This is a genomic window from Shinella sp. AETb1-6 (assembly GCF_009826875.1).
Classification (GTDB): domain Bacteria; phylum Pseudomonadota; class Alphaproteobacteria; order Rhizobiales; family Rhizobiaceae; genus Shinella; species Shinella sumterensis.
In genome coordinates this window covers 229,945-250,409 of the sequence record NZ_WUMM01000004.1, presented here as the reverse complement: position 1 = coordinate 250,409, position 20,465 = coordinate 229,945, and the positions used below count along the sequence as shown (strand labels likewise).

The following is a 20,465-nucleotide window of genomic DNA, read 5'->3' as shown; positions in this document are numbered from 1 at the left end:
AACGGGCCTATCGAGAGGACGCCGTTCACCTCTCGATCGCCCACCGCAATCGGCCGAGTCATCGTTCCAGGGCTGGTTTCCGGGCTTCGGAACTGTCCTTTCGGACGCTGCCGGCACCTTCCCGGCCTGATAGCCAGTGGTCTCTGCCGGAGCTTTCGTTCCGCTACCGTTGCGGGGGCAGCGCCGGTATTCGACCGGCTTCCCAATTATCCATCCCGGCATGGCCGGGACGGCACCCTGTACGCACCCAGCAAATCATCTGGCAGGCCAAAGGACCCTCGGGAATACGACATCGACGGCGCCCCGAGCGACACGCCGCCGAAGGACATCCCGGGGCTCAGAAATCCCAGTCGTCATCCTCGGTCGCGACCGCCTTGCCGATGACATAGGACGAGCCGGAGCCGGAGAAGAAGTCGTGGTTCTCGTCGGCGTTCGGCGACAGCGCCGAGAGGATCGCCGGATTGACCTTGCAGGCCTCGGGCGGGAACAGCGCCTCGTAGCCGAGGTTCATCAGCGCCTTGTTGGCATTGTAGTGCAGGAACTTCTTGACGTCCTCGCTGAGGCCGACGCCGTCATAGAGCTCCTCGGTATAGCGGGCCTCGTTGTCGTAGAGCTCCAGCAGCAGATCGAAGGCAAAGTCCTTGATTTCCTGCTGCTTCTCAGCGCTCAGGCGCTCGGTGGCGCGCTGGAACTTGTAGCCGATGTAATAGCCGTGCACGGCCTCGTCGCGGATGATGAGGCGGATCATGTCGGCGGTGTTGGTGAGCTTCGCCCGGCTCGACCAGTACATCGGCAGATAGAAGCCGGAATAGAACAGGAAGCTTTCGAGGAAGACGGAAGCGACCTTCTTCTTCAAGGGATCGGCGGACGCGTACTGCTCCATGATGAGCGCCGATTTCCGTTGCAGGAACTCGTTTTCCTCCGACCAGCGATAGGCGTCGTCCACATCGGGCGTCAGGCAGAGCGTCGAGAAGATAGAGGAATAGGAGCGCGCGTGCACGGCCTCCATGAAGGAGATGTTGGACAGAACCGCCTCTTCATGCGGCGTGGCCGCATCCTCCATCAGCCGGACGGAGCCGACGCCGTTCTGGATCGTGTCGAGCAGGGTGAGCCCGGTGAAGACGCGGATGGTGAGCTTCTGCTCCTCCGGCTTCAGCGTCGCCCAGGAGGGAATGTCGTTGGACAGCGGCACCTTTTCCGGCAGCCAGAAATTGCCCGTCAGGCGGTTCCAGACCTCCAGGTCCTTGTCGTCCTCGATGCGGTTCCAGTTGATGGCGCGCACCGCGGCGGCGGCCTTCGGGGCCTTGGTCTTCACTTGGATATTCATGGTCTTCCCCGAAATCACAGCGCGCACGAGACACAGCCCTGCACTTCCGTGCCGGACAGCGCCATCTGGCGAAGGCGGATGTAATAGATGGTCTTGATGCCCTTCTTCCAGGCGTAGATCTGCGCCCGGTTGATATCGCGCGTCGTTGCCGTGTCGCGGAAGAACAGCGTCAGCGACAGGCCCTGGTCGACATGCTGGGTGGCCGCCGCATAGGTGTCGATGATCTTTTCCGGGCCGATCTCGTAGGCGTCCTGGTAATAGTCCAGGTTGTCGTTGGTCATGAAGGCGGCGGGGTAGTAGACGCGGCCGATCTTGCCTTCCTTGCGGATCTCGATCTTCGAGACGATCGGATGGATCGAGGAGGTCGAGTGGTTGATATAGGAGATCGAGCCGGTCGGCGGCACCGCCTGGAGGTTCTGGTTGTAGAGCCCGCCGTCCATGACGGCCGCCTTCAGCTCCAGCCAGTCCTGCTGCGTGGGGATATGGATGCCGGCCTCTTCGAAGATGCCGCGCACCTTCTCCGTCGCCGGCAGCCATTCCTGCCCGGTATATTTGTCGAAATATTCGCCCGAGGCATATTTCGAGTTCTCGAAACCCTTGAAGCTCATGCCCTTCTCGACGGCCAGCCGGTTGGAGGCGCGGAGGGCGTGGTAGGTCACCGTGTAGAAGTAGATATTGGTGAAATCGACGCCTTCCTCCGAGCCGTAGAAGATGCGCTCGCGGGCGAGATAGCCGTGCAGGTTCATCTGGCCGAGCCCGATGGCGTGGCTGTCGTCGTTGCCCTTTTCCACGGAGGGAACGGACGAGATGTGGCTCATCTCGGAGACGGCCGTGAGCGCCCGGATCGAGGTCTCGATGGTCCGGCCGAAATCCGGCGAATCCATCGCGGCCGCGATGTTGAGCGAGCCGAGATTGCAGGAAATGTCCTTGCCCATCTTCGCATAGGAGAGATCGGCGTTGAACGCGCTCGGCTCGCTCACCTGCAGGATTTCCGAGCAGAGATTGCTCATGGAGATGCGGCCGGCGATCGGGTTCGCCCGGTTCACCGTGTCCTCGAACATGATGTAGGGATAGCCGCTCTCGAACTGGATCTCGGCGATGATCTGGAAGAAATCGCGCGCCTTGATCTTCTTCTTCTTGATGCGGCTGTCCTCGACCATCTCGCGGTATTTTTCGGTGACCGAAATCTCGGAGAAGGCGACGCCGTAGACGCGTTCCACGTCATGCGGCGAGAAGAGATACATATCCTCGTTGTTCTTCGCCAGTTCGAAGGTGATGTCGGGGATGACGACACCGAGCGACAGCGTCTTGATGCGGATCTTCTCATCCGCATTCTCGCGCTTGGTATCGAGGAAGCGCATGATGTCGGGGTGGTGGGCGTTGAGATAGACGGCGCCGGCGCCCTGCCGCGCACCGAGCTGGTTGGCGTAGGAGAAACTATCCTCCAGCAGCTTCATGACCGGGATGACGCCGGAGGACTGGTTCTCGATCTGCTTGATCGGCGCGCCCATTTCGCGAAGGTTGGTGAGCGACAGCGCCACCCCGCCGCCGCGCTTGGAAAGCTGGAGCGCCGAATTGATCGCGCGGCCGATGCTTTCCATGTTGTCCTCGATGCGCAGCAGGAAGCACGAGACGAGTTCGCCGCGCTGCTTCTTGCCGGCATTGAGGAAGGTCGGCGTCGCCGGCTGGAAGCGGCCGGAAATGATCTCGTCGACGAGGTCGCGGGCAAGCGCCTCGTTGCCGCGCGCCAGTGCAAGCGCCACCATGCAGACGCGGTCCTCGTAGCGCTCGAGGTAGCGTTTCCCGTCGAAGGTCTTCAGCGTGTAGGACGTGTAATATTTGAACGCACCGAGGAAGGTCGGGAAGCGGAACTTCTTGTCATAGGCGTGGTCGAAGAGGTCGCGCACGTAATTGAAGGAATACTGGTCCAGCACCTCCTGCTCGTAATAGCCCTCTGTCACCAGATAATCGAGCTTTTCCCGAAGATTATGGAAGAACACCGTGTTCTGGTTGACGTGCTGGAGGAAATATTGCTTGGCCGCCTGCCGGTCCTTGTCGAGCTGGATCTTGCCCTCCTCGTCGTAGAGGTTCAGCATGGCGTTGAGCGCGTGATAGTCCTGCGCGGTGATTTCCGGCACCTTTGCCGGCTTGTCTATCGTCATCGTGTCCAAAATCGTTCCAGCCCTTGTCTGACGTTGTCGACATCCTCATCCGTTCCGAGCAGTTCGAAACGATAGAGGTACGGCACGGCGCATTTCGCGGAGACGATGTTGCCTGCACGCGCGTATCCGGTGCCGAAATTGGTGTTCCCGGCCGCGATGACACCGCGGATCAGGCTTCGATTGTGCGGATCGTTCAGAAAGCGGATCACCGGCTTCGGCACCGCTCCCTTTTCCCCGCCGCCGCCATAGGTCGGCGAGACCAGCACGAAGGGCGCCTGCGCCCTCGGCGGCTCGTCCGTCGCATCGACCGGCAGGCGGACGGCCGCGACGCCGAGTTTCTCGACGAAGCGGCGGGTGTTCTCCGACCGGCTTGAAAAATAGACGAGCCCGCCCATCGGCCCGTTCAGGCGAGCGCGCTGATCATGTCCGGGCGGAAACCGGCCCAATGCCGCTCGCCCGCGATGACGACGGGAACCTGGCGATAGCCGAGACCCTGCACGAGCGCGAAGGCATCGGCATCCTCGGAGACGTCGACGACGCTGTAATCGATGCCCTGGCGATCGAGCGCGCGGGTGGTCGCGGTGCACTGGACGCAGGCGGGCTTGGAATAGACTGTTATGGACATGGTTTTCCTCGTTTTCGATCAGGCATGGGGAAGCGATCGGCCATCCGCCGATGACCGTTCGAAATATTGCAGAGACATAAGCGACCGCCCGCGGGACGACCGGTCAGGGGCGTCCGCCTAAACGCGCGGAGAGACTGTAAACAAGATCGACATGGCTTCACCCCGAGAGACAGTTTCAGCAGGGTGCACAGGGAGACGCGGGGGCGAGATCATTCGCGACCCGTCGCTCGCCATCCGGACACCCCGCCCGTGGACGTTCATGCGCGAGGCAGGTCTCCTGGCTCACGGGTCGACACGGTCATCCGTCTTCCCAAGGCATTGGCGCCTCAGTGACATCATCGGATGAACGCTCACCGCTTACAGTTGCGGGGGCAGCCCCGGACAATGCGGCCATCATGGCCGCCCCGGGTTCCCATCTTAGCCCTCGACACTTTCGAATCGAAGGAACCTCGAACACAAGATATAGTAGACGAGGTAAAAAATGCGTCAACAGCTATGATCGGTTATCCAATATTTCCTCGATCGGCGGCGCGCCTGAAATGGTGTCCGCGATCGGAAATCGTCACGCGCGACCTGCATAACCGGCGCCGCGCGCCGGCAGCGCGACGATCGCCGTGACGATGCCGGCCATCCCGCGAAGGGAGCGATGGCCCGGATATTCCGAGCCATGAGAACAATTACGGGCGGCTGATCTCGTCCAGATACCACTCGATGTAGCGCAGCTCGTTCTGCTCCATCGGCGCGATCGGCCCGGGCACGAAGTAGTGCGACTGCACGCCGCGTGCGGTGTGCTCGATGATCGCCTTGTCCTCTTCCGTCGTGACCTTCCACAGCCAGGTGAGCTTGGCGAGGTCGTAATCCCTGCCCTCCTCCGCCTTGCCGTCGACCAGCCAGATCAGCTCCATCTCGCAGCTTTCAGCCGTTTTCGGAATGAAGCGGTAGATCATGCCGTGATCGGGATAGCAGACGAGGAACGTGGTGCCGCCGAGATGGATGGAGGTGACGCCGCCATCGAAATCGGTGAAGCGGCCCATCAGCGGCGCGACCGCCTTGCCGTCTTCGCTGCCGCTCTGAACGCCGTCATAGAGCGCATAACGGAAGGCGTGGATCGCCTCGCGGCCCTCGCGCGACGTCTGCCAGTGATTGCCCGATCCGACCTCGATGCCGAGCGCGCAGGTGCGCGCCTCCATCGCCTCGTTCAGCGCCTCGATCATATGCAGCGGCTGTTCGAGCGCATGGGTCTGCGAATATTCCGGATGCGCCGGGCCGCAATGATAACATTCGACATAGTTTTCGACGGCGAGCTTCCAGTTCGCCGCCACCGGATAGGTCTCGCGATGCGCCACCTTCGCGCTCGCCCAGCCATATTGCCCACAGGTGGCATGCAGCAGGTTCTCGACTTCGGAAAAATCGAGCGGCTGTTCGGCGAAGGAAATGAAGATCAGCCCTTCGACCACGCGGACGTTGAGCGTCTTCAGGCCATGATCCTCACGCCTGAAATCCTTCGGCATCAGCCGCGCGGCCTTGAGGCTGCCGTCGTTGCCGTAGGTCCAGGCGTGGTAGGGACAGACGAAAACGCGCGCATTGCCCTTCTGTTTCGTGCAGACCTCGGCCCCGCGATGGCGACAGACGTTCAGCACCGCATGGATGCTGCCATCCGCGGCACGCGTGACGATCACCTGCTCCGTATCGATGCGGAAGACCTCGAAATCGTTGGCGTTGGGGATCACGCTCTCATGCGCGATACAGTGCCAGTGCCGGCGGAACACCCGCTCCATGTCGCGCCGGTAAATCTCGGCATCCTGATAAAACGCCCTCGCCAGCCCATGCCCCGCCCGATGCGCCGCCACGAGACCATCGATGCGATCGCCAACACCATCGATTACAGCTTCAAGAGCACTCATCCCGCACAACACCCTCAATGACAATTTGACGCCAAGTATTCCGGGGTGCCGGACAGCCGGCAAGATGCCGGAGAGAGGGGAATTAATCGAGTAGGTCGATTAGGGGCCGCTTCTCCGGCTCGCGCAGGGAGCCGTAATCCGGTGGGCTTGCCGAGACGCGGGTTAAATCTTGACGGACAAACGCTCGCGGTCCTCACGTCGCATCCAATCTTCCTGCGCGAGACTGATCGCAAACACGGCCGCAGCTCCCAGAATGAAGAAGGATTCACCCAGAGCGAGACGGTTGTTGGAGTTCGTCGTTATCGTGCAGAAGAAGAAGAAGCCGAGACTGTACAAATAGGCTGTAAGGCTGGAGGAGATGACACCACTGCGGTGCGCAGCATGGATGCGGCGGACGGAGATCACCACGAAAACAAGCAGGAGGGCTATTCCGAGAATGCCGTGGCGAACCATGATTTCGAGATAACCATTGTGGATCAACGTGAAGTCGACGTCCGCATAGGTCGTTTTGCGCCACTCACGCAGCCATTCATTGCCCCAACCAAAGAGCGGAGCGGCCTGGATCAACTCAATGGCATTCGACCACAATTTCAGACGTTCGCGCATGGGTGACGGTGTCGACGGGTCAGCGATCGCCCTTTGCATGGATGCAATCGGCCCCTCCGTCGTAACGGTGTCATCCGTCAGTTTCGCCGCGGCTTCGATCGTGGGGCCTGCAACCTTCTCGACATAGGAGGTTGAAATCAAAACCATCGCCACCGCAGTCAAGAAGAGACCGCTCAAGAGATGCAACCGCCATCTGCCCGCATGATGGAGCAACGTGAGAGTAGCCATCAGAACCATGACGAAGACGAGTGCCAACCAAGCGCCTTTCGATTGCGCGCCAAGAGCGCCGAAAAGACTGAGAATGGCCGTGAGTACACCCAGCCCTAACACCGGCAACTTGAAACGGCCTCTCAAACGCCCGGTCTCCGCCGCGTAGAGCGACCAGAAGACTGAGGTCAAGAAAAGCATGCAACTGCCAATCCCCGCATGAATGGGATTGTTGTGAAATAGCGGCGCCGCCCTCGCACCTGCCAGGATCGTGGTAGGACTCAGCGTAGTCAGGAGCGCCACAAAACCAACGAAAACAATCAACGTGGCGGCCGCGAACACATAGGCTCTGGTGGCGTAGAGGGCCACACCAACAATCGGAAACACGGCTGGGAAGATGTAGAGCCATTCCGATGTACCCTTCTCTCCGGCGACAAACACGCCAAAGAGAAAGCGGCCAGCCGCGTAAAGAGCCCAAACGTAGCAGGCAGTCGTCAACCAGTCCCGGGAAACACGTCGAACGTCATCCTTCTGCCAGACAACGGCGAATACGACCAAGGCGATGGAGATATAGCGATAGGTATCGCTCTCCACCAGCATAGCGGATGCCATGAGCGCCCATAAAACAGAAAACAGCACGGCGTTCACACGAGTGCGCGATACCGTAGGTTGCTCAGCCATTTCGCGCATATCCGATCCTGCAAATAGTCTCCCGGATTCGGATAGCGTATGTCCTGAACCGCTTCCACCAGGGAAACTTGGTGGAACGGTATACAGAACTTGTGGCAATCGTCGTGCTATCACGCCCTGGAGCGGCCACGTCATAACGCGTCGTGTAGATTTGCGCATCATAAGCCCAGCCACGCTCCAAGGCGACATCCCACGGATATTCCATGATGTTCAGGCCTTCGAGCAAACGCTTGGCGCCTTTCCGCGTAACGACATAACACGCAGCGGATCCTTGCGGACCATGCACCGCACGGCCGATCTCATCGCCCGCTTCCGAAGTCGTGACATGCTTGAAACCGACAACGCGGTGGTTGCATAGCTTCACGACGTCTGCATCCGGAATGGCTTTGATAGCTGCGTCGGCACGCACAACAAGATCCACAGACAGCTTAATATCATCTTCCACAATGACAGCTGTGAGTTCACCCGTCGCGTAGAATGTGGCAAGTGCTCCCAAATGGCTTCGATAACAGCCGTATTCGCCAGGCAGCATGCCACGGCCATTGTTACGTTTGAATTTTTTTGAATCACAGTCGATGCGCTCTTCGGGCGGCGTTTCTGCACCATCAACTCCCGAAATTCGAACTAGATCAAAGCCAAAAGCGTCTGCACTTAGAGATAGACTCCTCCAGCGATCGACCGAACGGTCAAGATTGATCGCGTAGATACGAATGCTCATCCCCAAACCATTTTCCTGATACACAGATCGTCACTGATACGATCGCAAACGAGCCTCACCGTCTCGCGGTTTGCGCGTAACACTCTCCGCCGCATGTCTGCAAGTGGCTTATGATAGAACGCTCATCCAATCTTGATAACACAGCGTTTCGTAGCGACCTACACTGCTCTGGACCGCGCCTTCGGCTGCTCTAGCGAACGCGATTATCATGCATCGTGGCGCAGCGAAGGACGTGGCTGTGATGCCCCCGGTCACCTGCTGAAGCGGCAGCATTATATCACATCGCCTTGCTCCTGTTCCGATGGCTCTTAGTCTGCGCCTCATGACGCTGGTGATTGGAAGCAATTTGTCCTATTCACGCGCGGATTGTCTATCCGTAAACCCAGTTCGAGGCGATTAACGATGGTTATGAAGCGTGCATGCGATATCGCCCTGGCCTTCGCTGCGCTTGCCGCTCTCGCTCTACCTATGGCTGTCCTTGCAGCTGCAGTCCGCACCACATCAAAAGGGCCAATTCTCTACTGGTCGCAGCGCGTCGGCCGTGGCAATCATCTGTTTTGGATGCCCAAATTTCGTACGATGCAGATCGATACGCCCGTCGTCGCCACCCATCTGCTTGGGGATCCTGCAAGACACCTGACCCCTCTCGGCAGCTTCCTGCGCAAGACAAGTCTGGATGAACTTCCGCAACTCTGGTGCATCCTTAAGGGGGAGATGAGCTTCGTGGGGCCCCGCCCTGCTCTTTTCAATCAGGAAGATCTAATAGCCGCACGCACATCAAGGGATGTACATTTGCTTTTGCCTGGGCTCACAGGCTGGGCACAGGTAAATGGTCGGGACGAGCTGGCGATTGAAGACAAGGTTGCATTGGATACCGAGTACCTTAGGCGACAAAGCTTTCTTTTCGATTTGCGCATTCTGGCCATGACCGTCATAAAAGTGGTCGGCGCAACCGGCATTCAACATTAGCGAGTTTAGTGGCAGGATCATGTTGACCTCGGAATGGATCGACCGACCTCTGGTCAGGCGCCTTAGGGAAAGAATCATCCGAACGCCCCGCTTCTGGAAGCGGGTTTTGATGATCATTTTCGACATCATGGCTCTGATGTTCGCGCTCTGGGCAAGCTATGCCATCCGCCTGTCCATTTGGACGCCGGCGATAACAAGCCAGCGCTTGCTTCTTGCAGCGCTAGCTCCTGTGGTCGCGATTCCCGTGTTCATTCGGCTGGGCTTATACCGGTCCGTGATTCGCTACCTGCCGGAGGCGGCAATCTGGACCATAATCAAGGCGATGCTCATCGCCACGATGAGCTGGGTCATTATCATCTTTCTAATGGAAATGGCAGGCCAGGGCATCGTCCCCCGATCCGTACCTTTCCTTTATTTCATCCTGGGAACACTCCTGATCGGCGGTATGCGCTTTGCTGCCAAGTGTATCCTCGTTTCAGGTACAGGCTTGCGTCGCGGCGAAGAACCGATTTTCATCTACGGTGCAGGGCCAGCTGCCGCCCAACTGGCACGTGCCCTTAAAGGCCATGGCAATCGCTACGTCATGGGGCTGATCGACGACGATCCTGCCAATCATGGCCGCGACCTCGGCGGTTACCGCGTCTTTTCTTCCAATGACCTGTCGTCACTCATCGATCGATATGGAATCAAGGAAATAGTGCTCAGCATGTCGTCCATCCCAGTGACTAGACGACAGGCCGTGCTTAGCCGCGTGACGGGCCTCGGCATCAAGATTCGTAGCCTGCCGGATATTTCGGACCTCGTGGACGGACGCTACATCGTCAGCCAAATTCGCGAAATCGAGATTGATGAACTGCTCGGAAGATCTTTTGTGCCGGCCGACAATGAGCTGCTCGACCAAGCGCTTACCGGCAAGACCGTCATGGTCACCGGCGCCGGTGGCTCCATCGGCTCGGAGCTGTGTCGTCTTATCGTCCGCCGGAAACCGAAGAAGCTCGTTCTGTTCGAAGCGAGCGAATACTCGCTTTACCGGATCGAGCAGGAACTGCTGGCGGCGGGAGACTACCCGATCGTCCCGGTTCTTGGCTCAGTGACAGACCCCAAGACGGTGGAACGAGCCATCCGGACCCATGGCGTCCAGGTTCTCTATCACGCCGCGGCACACAAACACGTCCCGCTCGTTGAGGCGAATGTGCTTGAAGGAATCCGGAACAACGTTTTCGGCACTTTGACTGTGGCGACCATTGCGTTGGAGCAGAAAATCGAAAGCTTCGTGCTGATCTCATCCGACAAGGCGGTTCGGCCTACGAATGTGATGGGGGCAACGAAACGCTGGGCTGAACTCATCGTTCGGCAGATGGCGATCGAGGCGCATTCAAAATCGGAGAAGCAAGTCTTCTGTGCCGTTCGTTTTGGCAATGTAATCGGCTCGAACGGCTCGGTCGTGCCACTCTTCAAACAGCAGATCGCCAAGGGCGGCCCCGTAACGGTCACCGATCCGGACATGACCCGTTACTTCATGGCGATCCCGGAAGCCGCAGAACTGATCGTCCAGGCAGGCGCTCTGTCTGTCGGAGGGGATGTCTTCCTGCTGGACATGGGCGAACCCGTGCGTATCGGGGACCTTGCCGAGAACATGATCCGGCTGGCCGGCTTCCATGTCCGGGACAGCAAGAACCCCGACAACGGCATTGCCATCGAGGTGATCGGTAAACGACCGGGAGAAAAACTCTTCGAGGAACTGTTTTACGACCGCAACAACGCTCGGCCGACACGCCATCCGAAAATCATGCGGGCGGATTCGACTGGGATCGCTCGCTATGACATAGCAGCCTGGCTTCGGGATATCGAACAGGCGATACTTGCCGGAGACGAAGTGCAGGCCAAGAAACTTCTATTTGCCCTGATTACCGCCGAGGATCCGCCGGAACAGGCGATCGCGCACGGCTGACCGCAGGGCTGAGAAAGATTTCCCATGGGAACAACACTGATCACAGGGGCCTCGGGATTTGTCGGATCCCATTTAATGGCCGAGATGGCGCGTCGCGGCTTGCCCGCCCGGGGTATCAGCCGACAAACGCTGCCGGGCCTGGTAACGGTGCCCTCCTACGGGCCCGAAATGGATTGGCGCGACTATCTGATAGGCGTCGATACTGTGGTGCATCTCGCGGCGCGCGTTCATGTCATGCGCGAGACGACCGCAGACCCGCTTGCTGTGTTTCGCGAAGCCAATGTTACCGCGACAACAAATCTTGCCCGTCAAGCCGCCAAGGCGGGAGTACGTCGATTCGTCTTCGTCAGTTCGATCAAGGCAAACGGTGAGCGGACCGAACCCGGAAAACCGTTCACCGCCGTCGACCCACTGGATCCACAAGACCCTTATGGTATATCAAAAGCCGAAGCAGAAGCAGCGCTTACAGCTTTGGGCCGGCAAACCGGCCTGGAAATTGTGATCGTCCGTCCTCCGCTCGTTTACGGTGCGGGGGTTGGTGGCAATTTCCGCAGTCTGATGAAATGGGCAGCCCTCGGCATACCCTCGATCTTCTCGGCCGTCAGGAATAAGCGCTCCTTCATTCATGTCGGAAACCTTTGCGATCTCCTGATCACAATGCTCGACCATCCCAACGCAGCGAACCAAGTGTTCTTGGCAAGCGACGGGCATGACCTTTCGACGCATAAACTGCTTTCACAATTGACCTTGGCAGCGGGGCACCGGCCAAGGAGCATTCCGGTTCCTCCTGCCTTCCTGCGTGGTATCGGGATGCTTACGAGGCACCAAGAGGCTGTCGCGCGCCTGACGGAGAATCTTCAAGTCGATGCGGCACCTACCTGCCATTTGCTGGGATGGCGACCGCCATTTTCCATCGCCGAGGCGATGGAGTTGTGTCATGGCTCGAAAGTTCGTGGTTGAGGAAGACTTGCCCCACGTGAGATCGGGCGCTCTTTGCTGTTTATGAACCGGATATGACAGCAAGCGACCTCAGCCAAATTCGGCGCGCTTAACTTTCAATGGTTGCCGCACTTCACAAGACCGCACTCAACGCAGAACTACTCGCTTAACGCGTCATTAATCCCTTAAAAAAACGTCACGCGTGTAGACTTTATCCCAGACGTCGTCGAGGTCCTCGGAACGGCGGTTGGCGATGATGACGTCGGCGCGGCGCTTGAAGTCGTCAAGGTTGCGCACGATCTCCGAGCGGAAAAACGTGTCCCCTTCGAAATCCGGCTCGTAGATAATGACCGGGATTCCCTTTGCTTTGATACGCTTCATAATGCCCTGGATAGAGGACTCGCGGAAATTGTCCGATCCCTTCTTCATCGCCAGGCGATAGACACCAACAACACCCGGGTCACGCGCCACGATATCTGCGGCCAGGAACTCCTTTCGTGTTGTGTTCGCGTCGACGATGGCGCGGATGAGGTTCTGCGGCACGTCGCTGAAGTTCGATAACAACTGTTTCGTGTCCTTCGGAAGGCAATACCCCCCATAGCCGAAGGAGGGGTTGTTGTAGTGCTGGCCGATACGCGGATCGAGGCCGACGCCCTCGATGATCTGGCGCGTGTCGATGCCATGGGTCATGGCATAGGAGTCGAGTTCGTTGAAATAGGCGACGCGCATGGCAAGATAGGTGTTGGCGAAGAGCTTGATCGCCTCCGCCTCGCCGGCACCGGTGAAGAGCACTGGAACGTCCGCCTTCACCGCGCCTTGCTGTAACAGACCGGCGAATTGGCGAGCCTCCGGAGTGTCCGCTCCCATGACGATGCGCGAAGGATGGAGGTTGTCATAAAGCGCCTTGCCTTCGCGCAGGAATTCCGGTGAAAACAGGATTTTTTCGTCGCCACGGGCCGCGCGCAGCCACGCGGTATAACCCACCGGGATAGTGGACTTTATGACGATAGTGGCATCCCGGTTGACCTGCCGGACATCTTCGACAACGGCCTCGACGGTCGTTGTATCGAAGTAATTATGGTCGGGGTCGTAGTTAGTGGGAGTCGCGATGACAACGAAGTTGGCCGTGGCAAAGGCTTCTACCTTGTCCGTCGTTGCCCGCAGATGCAGCGGCCTTGTTCGCAGGTAATTCTCGATCTCCGTATCGGCGATCGGCGAAATGCGCTCGTTCAGCATCGCAACACGCTGAGCGTCGATATCGTATGCGATCACATCATTATGCTGGGCAAGCAGCACGGCATTTGAGAGACCGACATAACCGATGCCTGCGACTGTTACGTTGATGACCATACGAGCCTCCGGCGAGAAAGGGACTGCTCTAACCACGCCAGATAAGCAGGTCTGTGATTCATCGTCCTAGTTCAACCCTCCGCCCAAGGTTTTCTCGACTTCCCGGGCAATTTCGAACATATACCAACACCGGTGGCTTAATTGAAATCAAACACCTCCCCCTTATTCCCCAAACCTATCTGGTTACGTGTATTGCAGGTAAAAACTTGTTGCTCAGGCCACGCCTCCAACGAAATTGATGTGGCTGGCTGAAGATTATCAACATGTAAAGTCTGTAGCACATGCCGTTTTTCTCTTTTGTCCGCTAAAACTGATGACGACCTCGTACCTGCCCTGTAGATTTGATATCCATTTTTCTGTATCGGATGCGGCTGCAACGAGGCGCGGTAGGGAAGATGCTTTTGCGGCGGGGTTTAGGAAGCAGCAGCACTTATTTCGATGAGATCGACGGTCTGCGGGCCGTCGCCGTCCTGTCCGTTATTCTATATCACTTCGAGGTGCCCTTCCTAACGGGAGGTTTCATCGGTGTTGATGTTTTCTTTGTCATCTCCGGGTTCCTGATTTCCCGCATAATTCTGGAATCTATCAGTGCCGGCAGATTTTCCTTTATCGATTTCTATACCCGGCGGGCAAAACGGATTTTGCCCGCGATGTTTGTCGTTGTAGGAGCAACGCTGATCACCGGATATTGCGTATACCCGCCACAGGACTTCGTGGAATTCCGGGAAAGCGCATTCTTCGCAGCAACGTTTCTTGCTAACCTCTATTACAACGCCGGTTCCGACTACTTCGCCGCTGACACGGAAGCGCAGCCATTTTTGCACTTCTGGAGCTTGGCAGTTGAGGAACAGTTCTACATCCTCTGGCCAGCACTGCTCGTCGCAATTTCGCTCGTATCCCGCAGGCGTCCGGCCGTACTGCTCTCACTCATTGCCTTCATTGGCCTGATCAGCTTCATATACGGCCAATTGCAGATGCAATCTGACCCACGAGGGGCATTCTATCTGATCTTCGGAAGGGCGTGGGAGTTTTCACTTGGAGCAGCCCTGGTGCTTGCCCCCACCATAGCGACGCGCAAGATGTCGGCCTTAATGAGAGCCGCCGGCATCATCCTGATCGCCATTTCGGTGCTGACTTTCACCTCTGCATATCCGTATCCTGGCTTTTGGGCGATCATCCCCTGTCTAGGCGCAGCGCTTATCATTTGGCCTGCCCATGAAGCCACGAGTTTCGTTAGCCGAGGGCTTAAGTGGTTTCCTCTCAGGTTTGTCGGACTTATTTCCTATTCAGCGTATCTTTGGCACTGGCCATTGTACGTCATTACGAAGTTCTATTTCGCTGAAAGTAGCCTGGGCATTCTGGCTGCGCTCTTACTGCTGGCAATCACGATGGTGCTAGCCGCAGCGACTTGGCATTTCATAGAGAATCCGGTGCGCGAATGGCGGCCACAAGGAATATTCAAGCCGGCCATCGTTCTGGGAAGCTTCCTCCTGTTTGCAGGTGGCGCGACTACATGGATAGCAAGTTCCATCCCAAGAGAGTGGACATCGGAAACGTACATCGTAAGAGAGCAACTGAAACGGGCAGCGCAGGGAGAGCAAACCGATGTGGCCTTTTTCGGCGACAGTTCGTGCCTTACGGGCATCCATCCGCCGACGATTTCGGAGATAACCGGAGATCGAATCGCGTCATACTGCATGTTTGGATCGGTAGGCGCCGTAGGGGATGCAGCAGCGATCAGCTTGCTCAGAGAACGTGGTAAGCTCCCTGATAAAATCATACTCGTAATCCACCCCCTGCAACTTTCCAGAGCGGCAATTCCGAAGCGGTGGAAGGACTTGGTTCAGGCGTGCTCCAGCGATCGGCTGTGCGGCTACTCCATCGCCCCTGAGTCGATAGATTTCGGCAGGCTGAAAGGGGCCTTCACGGCACGATATCCGACCGCTAGAGCACTTGTGCGAGAGATTGCGGCAAGTGGGTCGCTGGTCGATCCCAGCCAGAAAGCTCTCACCAAGGCAGTGATAGATCAAAATATGCCAGACTCGTTTCAGGAGCTACAGCAGCCGCTACTCCGTGCACTCGACGGCATAGATCGATCCAAAGTGTATCTACTCATTCCTCCAGTTCCTCTCGGACAATCGGATGGCGGCTTTATAAGGGCAAAGAAAGCGATAGCTCGTCTCCTTAAAATCGATGCTTCGCATGTATTGAACACACCAAGCGAGTATCCCGATAGTTACTTTGCCACTCGCTCACATCTAACCGAGAAAGGCAGAACGGAATTCTCTAAGGCGATCGCCGAAATTCTGATGCAACACCGAGGGAATGCGACTGCCGTTTTATCTCCATAGGAGTGCGGACACGACCTTTACTTTATCTGCGCGGGCCACTCCAAACGCCGAGACGTGATAAATTTGCCCCTCGCGATTCACCGCTCGCCGTTCATGAGAAAAAATCGTTGCAAATGGACAAGAAACGCGCGGCCGACAGTCTGGCTGATCTGTCTTGGGTGACGGCGGCGATAAAGGCCTTGACGAGAACTGTGACGATACTGGTCGTATTGCAGCAGACCATCAAAGCCACTAAAGGTTCTCCGAATTCGCAGACCTGCAGCTCGTCGGCCCGCCGGTCGTTTCGGTGCTGGCAAGCGAAGCGGCGAGATCATCCTCTTTTGCAAGCACAAGGGATCGAAGCTTGAAACGAGACTATGCCAATCTATCGGTTTTGATTCCGGCACATAATGAGCAGGATGCCATCGCTTCCGTGATTGAAGACTTGCACCAGCATGTGCCCGGCTGTCAAATCCTTGTCGTCGATGATTGCAGCAAAGATAGCACGCCTGAGGTTGTGATGGCTTATCCGGATACGGAGCTTTTGCAACTCTCCTACAACCAAGGTTACGGCGGTGCCCTTCGCCAGGGAACCTTGGCAGCAACGCGGGAACTCATCGCCTGGTTCGACGGGGACAACGAACACCGGGCCGAGGATTTGGCGCGGATGGTGGATCGTCTGGAAGACGAGCGCCTGGGAGCCGTGCTCGGACAACGGGGAGGCTCGGTTTCCAGTACCCGAGGAATTGGAAAGATGCTCATCCGCCTGTTCGCGCTCCTCCTTGGGCTTGGCTATGTCAAGGATTTCAATTGTGGTCTGCGCGTGTTCCGGCGAGAAGCGTATTTCCGCTTCTTTTTGCTTTTGCCTACGGGATACAGTGCGAGCACCACCAGTACCTTCCTTCTCATCAAATCACGGATACCTTTCGCTTTCGAACAGATCGAGCTGCGAACAAGGGTCGGGCAAAGCAAGGTCAAGCTGTTTGACGGTTTCCGAACTTTGGTCACCGTTCTGCGGATTGCAAGTCTCCTGCAACCGCTGAGATTGTTCGGCAGTCTCGCCGGAGCCCTTTTTGCCGCCGGTCTTGCCTACAGTGCGCTGGTTATCCTTTATAACGGGCAGGGACTGCCGGTGCTTGGCGCGCTCCTGCTGATCTCTTCTCTATTGATCATGACCGTCGCGATCATTGCAGACCAAATCGGCCTGTTGCGGCTTCAGCATTGCGCCGCATTCGGCCTGAACTACTTGGCCAACTGGAAGAAGGGAAACTGAGCCATGACGGGGAACGCCAAGATAGCTCATGCCTTTCACTCAAATCCGCCGCCGGAATGGGCGTTGCGACACCGGAAATCACCCCCGCAGATGCTGTGGGATCTGATCGGAGCACCGCTCAGAATGGTCGTCCTGCCGGACTACCAATCCGAACGATTCGGCTTCACCTCGCTTCGCGCAGAACGCCTGCGAATGGTGCTTCCGGAGCTTCGCGGTCGTGTTCTCGACGTCGGTTGCGGTGACAACATGCTGCTCCGCCTTTACCGGGAAAAGAATCGTAGCTGTGCTGCAACCGAAAGCGTTGGTGCGGATGTCACCGCTTGGTCCGATGACGTCATGCTGATCGAGAACGCTGCGCACTTCAGCTTTGATGACGCCAGCTTCGACACCGTCTCTTATATTGCCTGCCTCAATCACATCCCCGAACGTGTCGAGGCCATTCAAGAGGCCGCGCGCTTGCTGAGACCCGGTGGGCGTGTTGTAGCCACCATGATAGGCTCGTTCGTCGGCAAGATCGGCCACGCCTTGTGGTGGTACAGTGAGGACAAGGAACGCGAGATGCATCCCGATGAGCTCATGGGCATGGATACCAATGATGTTGTCGGCCTGTTCGAGCGCGCGGGCCTCAAGCTTACCCTGCACAAGCGCTTCGGCTACGGGTTGAATAACCTGTTTGTCGCGGAAAAGCTCTGATCTCATGTGCGGTATCGCAGGCATCATCCGATTTGATGGAGGACCGATTGCGTCCGAACTTGCGGCAATGTCAGAGCTCATTGCGCACCGTGGACCAGATCAGGCGAGCATCTGGAGCACGGAAGGACACGGGCATACGGTGGGTCTTGCTCATCGTCGCCTTTCTATTCGCGACCTTTCGGAAAATGGCAGACAACCGCTGGCGAGCCATTCCGGTCGTTCGATGCTCGTCTACAACGGCGAACTGTACAACGAGACGGCGCTGATCCACGATCTTCAGAAAGCATCCGACTTTCAGATGCGGTCTCGTTGCGACTCGGAAGTGCTCCTAGCGGCAGTGGAGCAATTCGGTCCGTCATACATCGATCGCTTCAACGGCATTTTTGCTTTTGCTCTTTACGATCGCGAGACCGGCGAGACAATTCTCGCTCGTGATCCGATCGGTATCAAGCCCCTCTATATCTGGAAATCTCAATCAGGCTCAGCGATCGCCTTTGCCTCCGAGGTCAAAGCGTTCTTGGGGATTCCGGCCTTCGGCAGGGCAATCGACACCGTATCTCTTTCCACGTTTCTCACCCAGGGATATGTCGGCCCCAATCGGTCACTGATGCAGGACGTGACGAGCCTGGCCCCCGGCCAAGTTTTACGCATATCTCCCGCAGGCCAGATATCGAATATTGGAAACCTCGCCCCACGCTGGTTCAGCGACAGTATCCACGCGTTTGATCCGGATGAGTTAAAAGCACAATTCGAAGCCGCGGTGATGCGCCAGCGCGTCTCCGACGTGCCGCTGGCAGTCTGGCAATCCGGCGGCATTGATTCCAGCCTGGTGAATGCTGCCTGCTCGACTCCTCGTCCCCGTTCGCTGATTTTTGCTAGTGACGTCGGGGACTTCGATGAAAGCAGCGACGCAAGTCTGGTCGCCACTCATCTCAAGTCGGAAGCGGTCGTCGCGTCTTTTCACGACGACGAGGAACCGGCTGAAACATTCTCCTCCGTCGTTTGGCATATGGACGGAGAACTGGCAGACAGTTCCGCCTTGGCCGTCAAAAAGCTCTCTGCAGCAACGAAGCCCCACGCTACCGTGGTTTTGTCCGGCGACGGAGCAGATGAACTTTTCGGAGGTTACGCAACGTATGGAGCGACCCGCCTGGCATCCCGCCTCGCTGCTTTTACTCCACAGGCGCCTTCGCAATGGATGGCGCGACAGCTACTGGCGAAGAACAATACTGCCAGCATGCGTTACCCCGCAATGGAACTGGCCGGCCGCTTTCTGCAAGGGCTTCCCTTGGGTCCCCATGCTCACGCGGAATGGCGACGGTATGGGATGCCTTGGGATCTCCGGGATATCGCGTCGTCAGAGATGCGTGATGTGATCGACGACGGAGCGCGCGCGTATTATGCGGCAATCGATACCGGACGGGGCAGGAGTTCGAGCGCTGATCCTGCCAGTTGGGGCCAGGATGCTGACCTGAGCTACTACCTTCCTGGTGACATGTTGATGAAAGTCGACAGGATGAGCATGGCACATGGCCTTGAAGTACGCGTACCCTTCCTGGATATCGAGTTCATAAAATACACGAGCCACATTGCAGGCAGCCTCCGATTGCCAAATGGCAAGCGGACGAAACCGGTGCTGCGCGATCTGGCCGTCTCCTATGCCTTGCCCGCCGCTATTACAGAGCGGCAAAAAACTGGTTTCAACGTACCTCTGGCCCATCGCCTCCGCACGGACTACAGGTCGGTTATCACCGACCTGCTCGTCCGCGAAGACTACGTATCGCCGTACTTGAACCCGAATGCCGTTCGCAGGCTGGTATCGGAGCATCTGAGCGGGGAAACGAACCGCGCTTACCTTCTCTGGACACTCATGACCTTCGCACAGTGGCGTCGGCATTTGGAGCGCTAGCCGATGACGAAAGATTTTCAGCAGGCGACACAGCAAACGATCGCCGATTTTGGAAACCAGTGGACGACTTACACCGAAAATGAGGGGTATTACGCCAGCCAAGGCATGCTGCTTGATATTCTCGGGCCTCTATTGGACGCGAACGACTTGCAGGGAAAGCGTTGCGCCGAAGTAGGAGCGGGCACTGGCCGGATTAGTGCGATGCTGCTCAGTGCGGGCGCAGGTCATGTCACCGCAATTGAACCCTCAAAGGCCAAAACGGTTTTGGAACGGAATCTAGCCTCATTCCAAGAGCGGGTAACAATTCTGGCCGAGGCAGGTCATACGTTCGAGATAAAAGATATAGACTACATTTTTTCTATTGGCGTGCTGCACCATATTCCAGACCCTGCGTCCACCGTTGAGAAAATGCATGGCGCGCTCAAACCCGGCGGCAAAGCAATCGTCTGGCTCTACGGACGCGAAGGCAATTTCGCTTATTTGGCTGTCGTCGAACCATTGCGTTGGGTGACGCGCAAGTTGCCCGTATGGATGAATTCAGCGCTGGCAGCTATCATGTATCCACCCTTGGCGGCATACATTGCACTTTGCCGGTTTCTTCCACTCCCAATGCGACATTACATGCGCAACGTTCTAAAACCGATCGGTGGAAAGGCAATTCGACTCGTCATCGTTGACCAGTTGAATCCCCGTTGGGCGAAGTATTACACTGAAGCCGAAGCGAGAGCCCTGCTCGAGAAGGCTGGTTTTGTTGATGTGCGCCTTTATCACCGCCACGGCTACAGTTGGACGGTAATAGGCACCAAGTAACC

At 57.4% G+C, this 20,465-nt stretch carries 16 protein-coding genes and 2 riboswitches; of the genes, 8 read left to right on the top strand and 8 right to left on the bottom strand.

The window, feature by feature from the left end:
• Positions 1–52: 52 nt before the first annotated feature.
• A riboswitch (cobalamin riboswitch) is annotated at positions 53–255 on the bottom strand.
• Positions 256–337: 82 nt separating this feature from the next.
• The 7 genes from nrdF to GR158_RS08920 all read right to left on the bottom strand — a co-directional run bounded on the left by nrdF (position 338) and on the right by GR158_RS08920 (position 8,239).
• Positions 338–1,327: a class 1b ribonucleoside-diphosphate reductase subunit beta gene (gene nrdF / locus GR158_RS08950; RefSeq protein WP_134651666.1), complete on the bottom strand. Its 990-nt coding sequence runs from the start codon at positions 1,325–1,327 to the stop codon at positions 338–340.
• 14 nt (positions 1,328–1,341) lie between these two features.
• Positions 1,342–3,489, bottom strand: coding sequence for a class 1b ribonucleoside-diphosphate reductase subunit alpha (nrdE, locus tag GR158_RS08945; protein ID WP_230640339.1), 2,148 nt, complete (start codon positions 3,487–3,489; stop codon positions 1,342–1,344).
• Positions 3,486–3,884, bottom strand: coding sequence for a class Ib ribonucleoside-diphosphate reductase assembly flavoprotein NrdI (gene nrdI / locus GR158_RS08940; RefSeq protein ID WP_134651670.1), 399 nt, complete (start codon positions 3,882–3,884; stop codon positions 3,486–3,488). The genes nrdE and nrdI overlap by 4 nt, the downstream gene beginning before the upstream one ends.
• Positions 3,885–3,892: 8 nt before the next feature.
• A complete protein-coding gene (gene nrdH, locus GR158_RS08935) occupies positions 3,893–4,114 on the bottom strand; it encodes a glutaredoxin-like protein NrdH (protein ID WP_160870804.1) in 222 nt (73 codons plus the stop codon).
• 249 nt (positions 4,115–4,363) lie between these two features.
• A riboswitch (cobalamin riboswitch) is annotated at positions 4,364–4,581 on the bottom strand.
• A gap of 210 nt (positions 4,582–4,791) precedes the next feature.
• Entirely contained in the window at positions 4,792–6,018 is a 1,227-nt protein-coding gene (locus GR158_RS08930; RefSeq protein ID WP_160870803.1) for an SRPBCC family protein, read from the bottom strand.
• Positions 6,019–6,180: 162 nt separating this feature from the next.
• Complete coding sequence (locus GR158_RS08925) at positions 6,181–7,521, bottom strand: O-antigen ligase (RefSeq protein WP_160870802.1); 1,341 nt, start codon at positions 7,519–7,521, stop codon at positions 6,181–6,183.
• A complete protein-coding gene (locus tag GR158_RS08920; protein WP_134651676.1) occupies positions 7,505–8,239 on the bottom strand; it encodes a glycosyltransferase family 25 protein in 735 nt (244 codons plus the stop codon). The genes GR158_RS08925 and GR158_RS08920 overlap by 17 nt, the downstream gene beginning before the upstream one ends.
• Positions 8,240–8,641: 402 nt before the next feature.
• On the opposite strand from GR158_RS08920, the gene GR158_RS08915 reads away from it, so the two are divergent.
• The 3 genes from GR158_RS08915 to GR158_RS08905 all read left to right on the top strand — a co-directional run bounded on the left by GR158_RS08915 (position 8,642) and on the right by GR158_RS08905 (position 12,119).
• Positions 8,642–9,208, top strand: a complete 567-nt coding sequence (locus GR158_RS08915; RefSeq protein WP_202402209.1) for a sugar transferase — start codon at positions 8,642–8,644, stop codon at positions 9,206–9,208.
• 109 nt (positions 9,209–9,317) lie between these two features.
• Entirely contained in the window at positions 9,318–11,159 is a 1,842-nt protein-coding gene (locus GR158_RS08910) for a nucleoside-diphosphate sugar epimerase/dehydratase (RefSeq protein WP_246665590.1), read from the top strand.
• Between the two features lie 24 nt (positions 11,160–11,183).
• Positions 11,184–12,119 carry an NAD-dependent epimerase/dehydratase family protein gene (locus GR158_RS08905; RefSeq protein WP_134651678.1) on the top strand — a complete coding sequence of 312 codons (936 nt, stop codon included), beginning with the start codon at positions 11,184–11,186 and terminating at the stop codon, positions 12,117–12,119.
• Positions 12,120–12,275: 156 nt separating this feature from the next.
• On the opposite strand, the gene GR158_RS08900 is transcribed toward GR158_RS08905, so the two are convergent.
• A complete protein-coding gene (locus tag GR158_RS08900) occupies positions 12,276–13,448 on the bottom strand; it encodes a nucleotide sugar dehydrogenase (RefSeq protein WP_202402208.1) in 1,173 nt (390 codons plus the stop codon).
• Between the two features lie 395 nt (positions 13,449–13,843).
• On the opposite strand from GR158_RS08900, the gene GR158_RS08895 reads away from it, so the two are divergent.
• From GR158_RS08895 to GR158_RS08875, 5 genes are all read left to right on the top strand, one after another.
• Positions 13,844–15,799: an acyltransferase gene (locus GR158_RS08895; protein ID WP_160870800.1), complete on the top strand. Its 1,956-nt coding sequence runs from the start codon at positions 13,844–13,846 to the stop codon at positions 15,797–15,799.
• A gap of 343 nt (positions 15,800–16,142) precedes the next feature.
• Positions 16,143–17,051, top strand: coding sequence for a glycosyltransferase family 2 protein (locus GR158_RS08890; RefSeq protein WP_160870799.1), 909 nt, complete (start codon positions 16,143–16,145; stop codon positions 17,049–17,051).
• A 3-nt stretch (positions 17,052–17,054) separates the two neighbouring features.
• A complete protein-coding gene (locus GR158_RS08885; RefSeq protein ID WP_160870798.1) occupies positions 17,055–17,744 on the top strand; it encodes a class I SAM-dependent methyltransferase in 690 nt (229 codons plus the stop codon).
• A 4-nt stretch (positions 17,745–17,748) separates the two neighbouring features.
• Positions 17,749–19,653: an asparagine synthase (glutamine-hydrolyzing) gene (gene asnB, locus GR158_RS08880; RefSeq protein WP_160870797.1), complete on the top strand. Its 1,905-nt coding sequence runs from the start codon at positions 17,749–17,751 to the stop codon at positions 19,651–19,653.
• 3 nt (positions 19,654–19,656) lie between these two features.
• On the top strand, positions 19,657–20,463 hold the full coding sequence (locus tag GR158_RS08875; RefSeq protein WP_160870796.1) for a bifunctional 2-polyprenyl-6-hydroxyphenol methylase/3-demethylubiquinol 3-O-methyltransferase UbiG: 807 nt from the start codon (positions 19,657–19,659) through the stop codon (positions 20,461–20,463).
• Positions 20,464–20,465: the final 2 nt, after the last annotated feature.

What these genes read in the sequence shown, in the direction of transcription:
- GR158_RS08905 (WP_134651678.1), top strand. Translation starts at nt 11,184, where the DNA reads ATGGGAACAACACTGATCACAGGGGCCTCGGGATTTGTCGGATCCCAT.
- GR158_RS08930 (WP_160870803.1), bottom strand. Translation starts at nt 6,018, where the DNA reads ATGAGTGCTCTTGAAGCTGTAATCGATGGTGTTGGCGATCGCATCGAT.
- GR158_RS08925 (WP_160870802.1), bottom strand. Translation starts at nt 7,521, where the DNA reads ATGCGCGAAATGGCTGAGCAACCTACGGTATCGCGCACTCGTGTGAAC.
- GR158_RS08915 (WP_202402209.1), top strand. Translation starts at nt 8,642, where the DNA reads ATGGTTATGAAGCGTGCATGCGATATCGCCCTGGCCTTCGCTGCGCTT.
- GR158_RS08910 (WP_246665590.1), top strand. Translation starts at nt 9,318, where the DNA reads ATGATCATTTTCGACATCATGGCTCTGATGTTCGCGCTCTGGGCAAGC.
- nrdE (WP_230640339.1), bottom strand. Translation starts at nt 3,489, where the DNA reads ATGACGATAGACAAGCCGGCAAAGGTGCCGGAAATCACCGCGCAGGAC.
- nrdF (WP_134651666.1), bottom strand. Translation starts at nt 1,327, where the DNA reads ATGAATATCCAAGTGAAGACCAAGGCCCCGAAGGCCGCCGCCGCGGTG.
- GR158_RS08920 (WP_134651676.1), bottom strand. Translation starts at nt 8,239, where the DNA reads ATGAGCATTCGTATCTACGCGATCAATCTTGACCGTTCGGTCGATCGC.
- asnB (WP_160870797.1), top strand. Translation starts at nt 17,749, where the DNA reads ATGTGCGGTATCGCAGGCATCATCCGATTTGATGGAGGACCGATTGCG.
- nrdI (WP_134651670.1), bottom strand. Translation starts at nt 3,884, where the DNA reads ATGGGCGGGCTCGTCTATTTTTCAAGCCGGTCGGAGAACACCCGCCGC.
- GR158_RS08895 (WP_160870800.1), top strand. Translation starts at nt 13,844, where the DNA reads ATGCTTTTGCGGCGGGGTTTAGGAAGCAGCAGCACTTATTTCGATGAG.
- GR158_RS08885 (WP_160870798.1), top strand. Translation starts at nt 17,055, where the DNA reads ATGACGGGGAACGCCAAGATAGCTCATGCCTTTCACTCAAATCCGCCG.
- GR158_RS08875 (WP_160870796.1), top strand. Translation starts at nt 19,657, where the DNA reads ATGACGAAAGATTTTCAGCAGGCGACACAGCAAACGATCGCCGATTTT.
- nrdH (WP_160870804.1), bottom strand. Translation starts at nt 4,114, where the DNA reads ATGTCCATAACAGTCTATTCCAAGCCCGCCTGCGTCCAGTGCACCGCG.
- GR158_RS08900 (WP_202402208.1), bottom strand. Translation starts at nt 13,448, where the DNA reads ATGGTCATCAACGTAACAGTCGCAGGCATCGGTTATGTCGGTCTCTCA.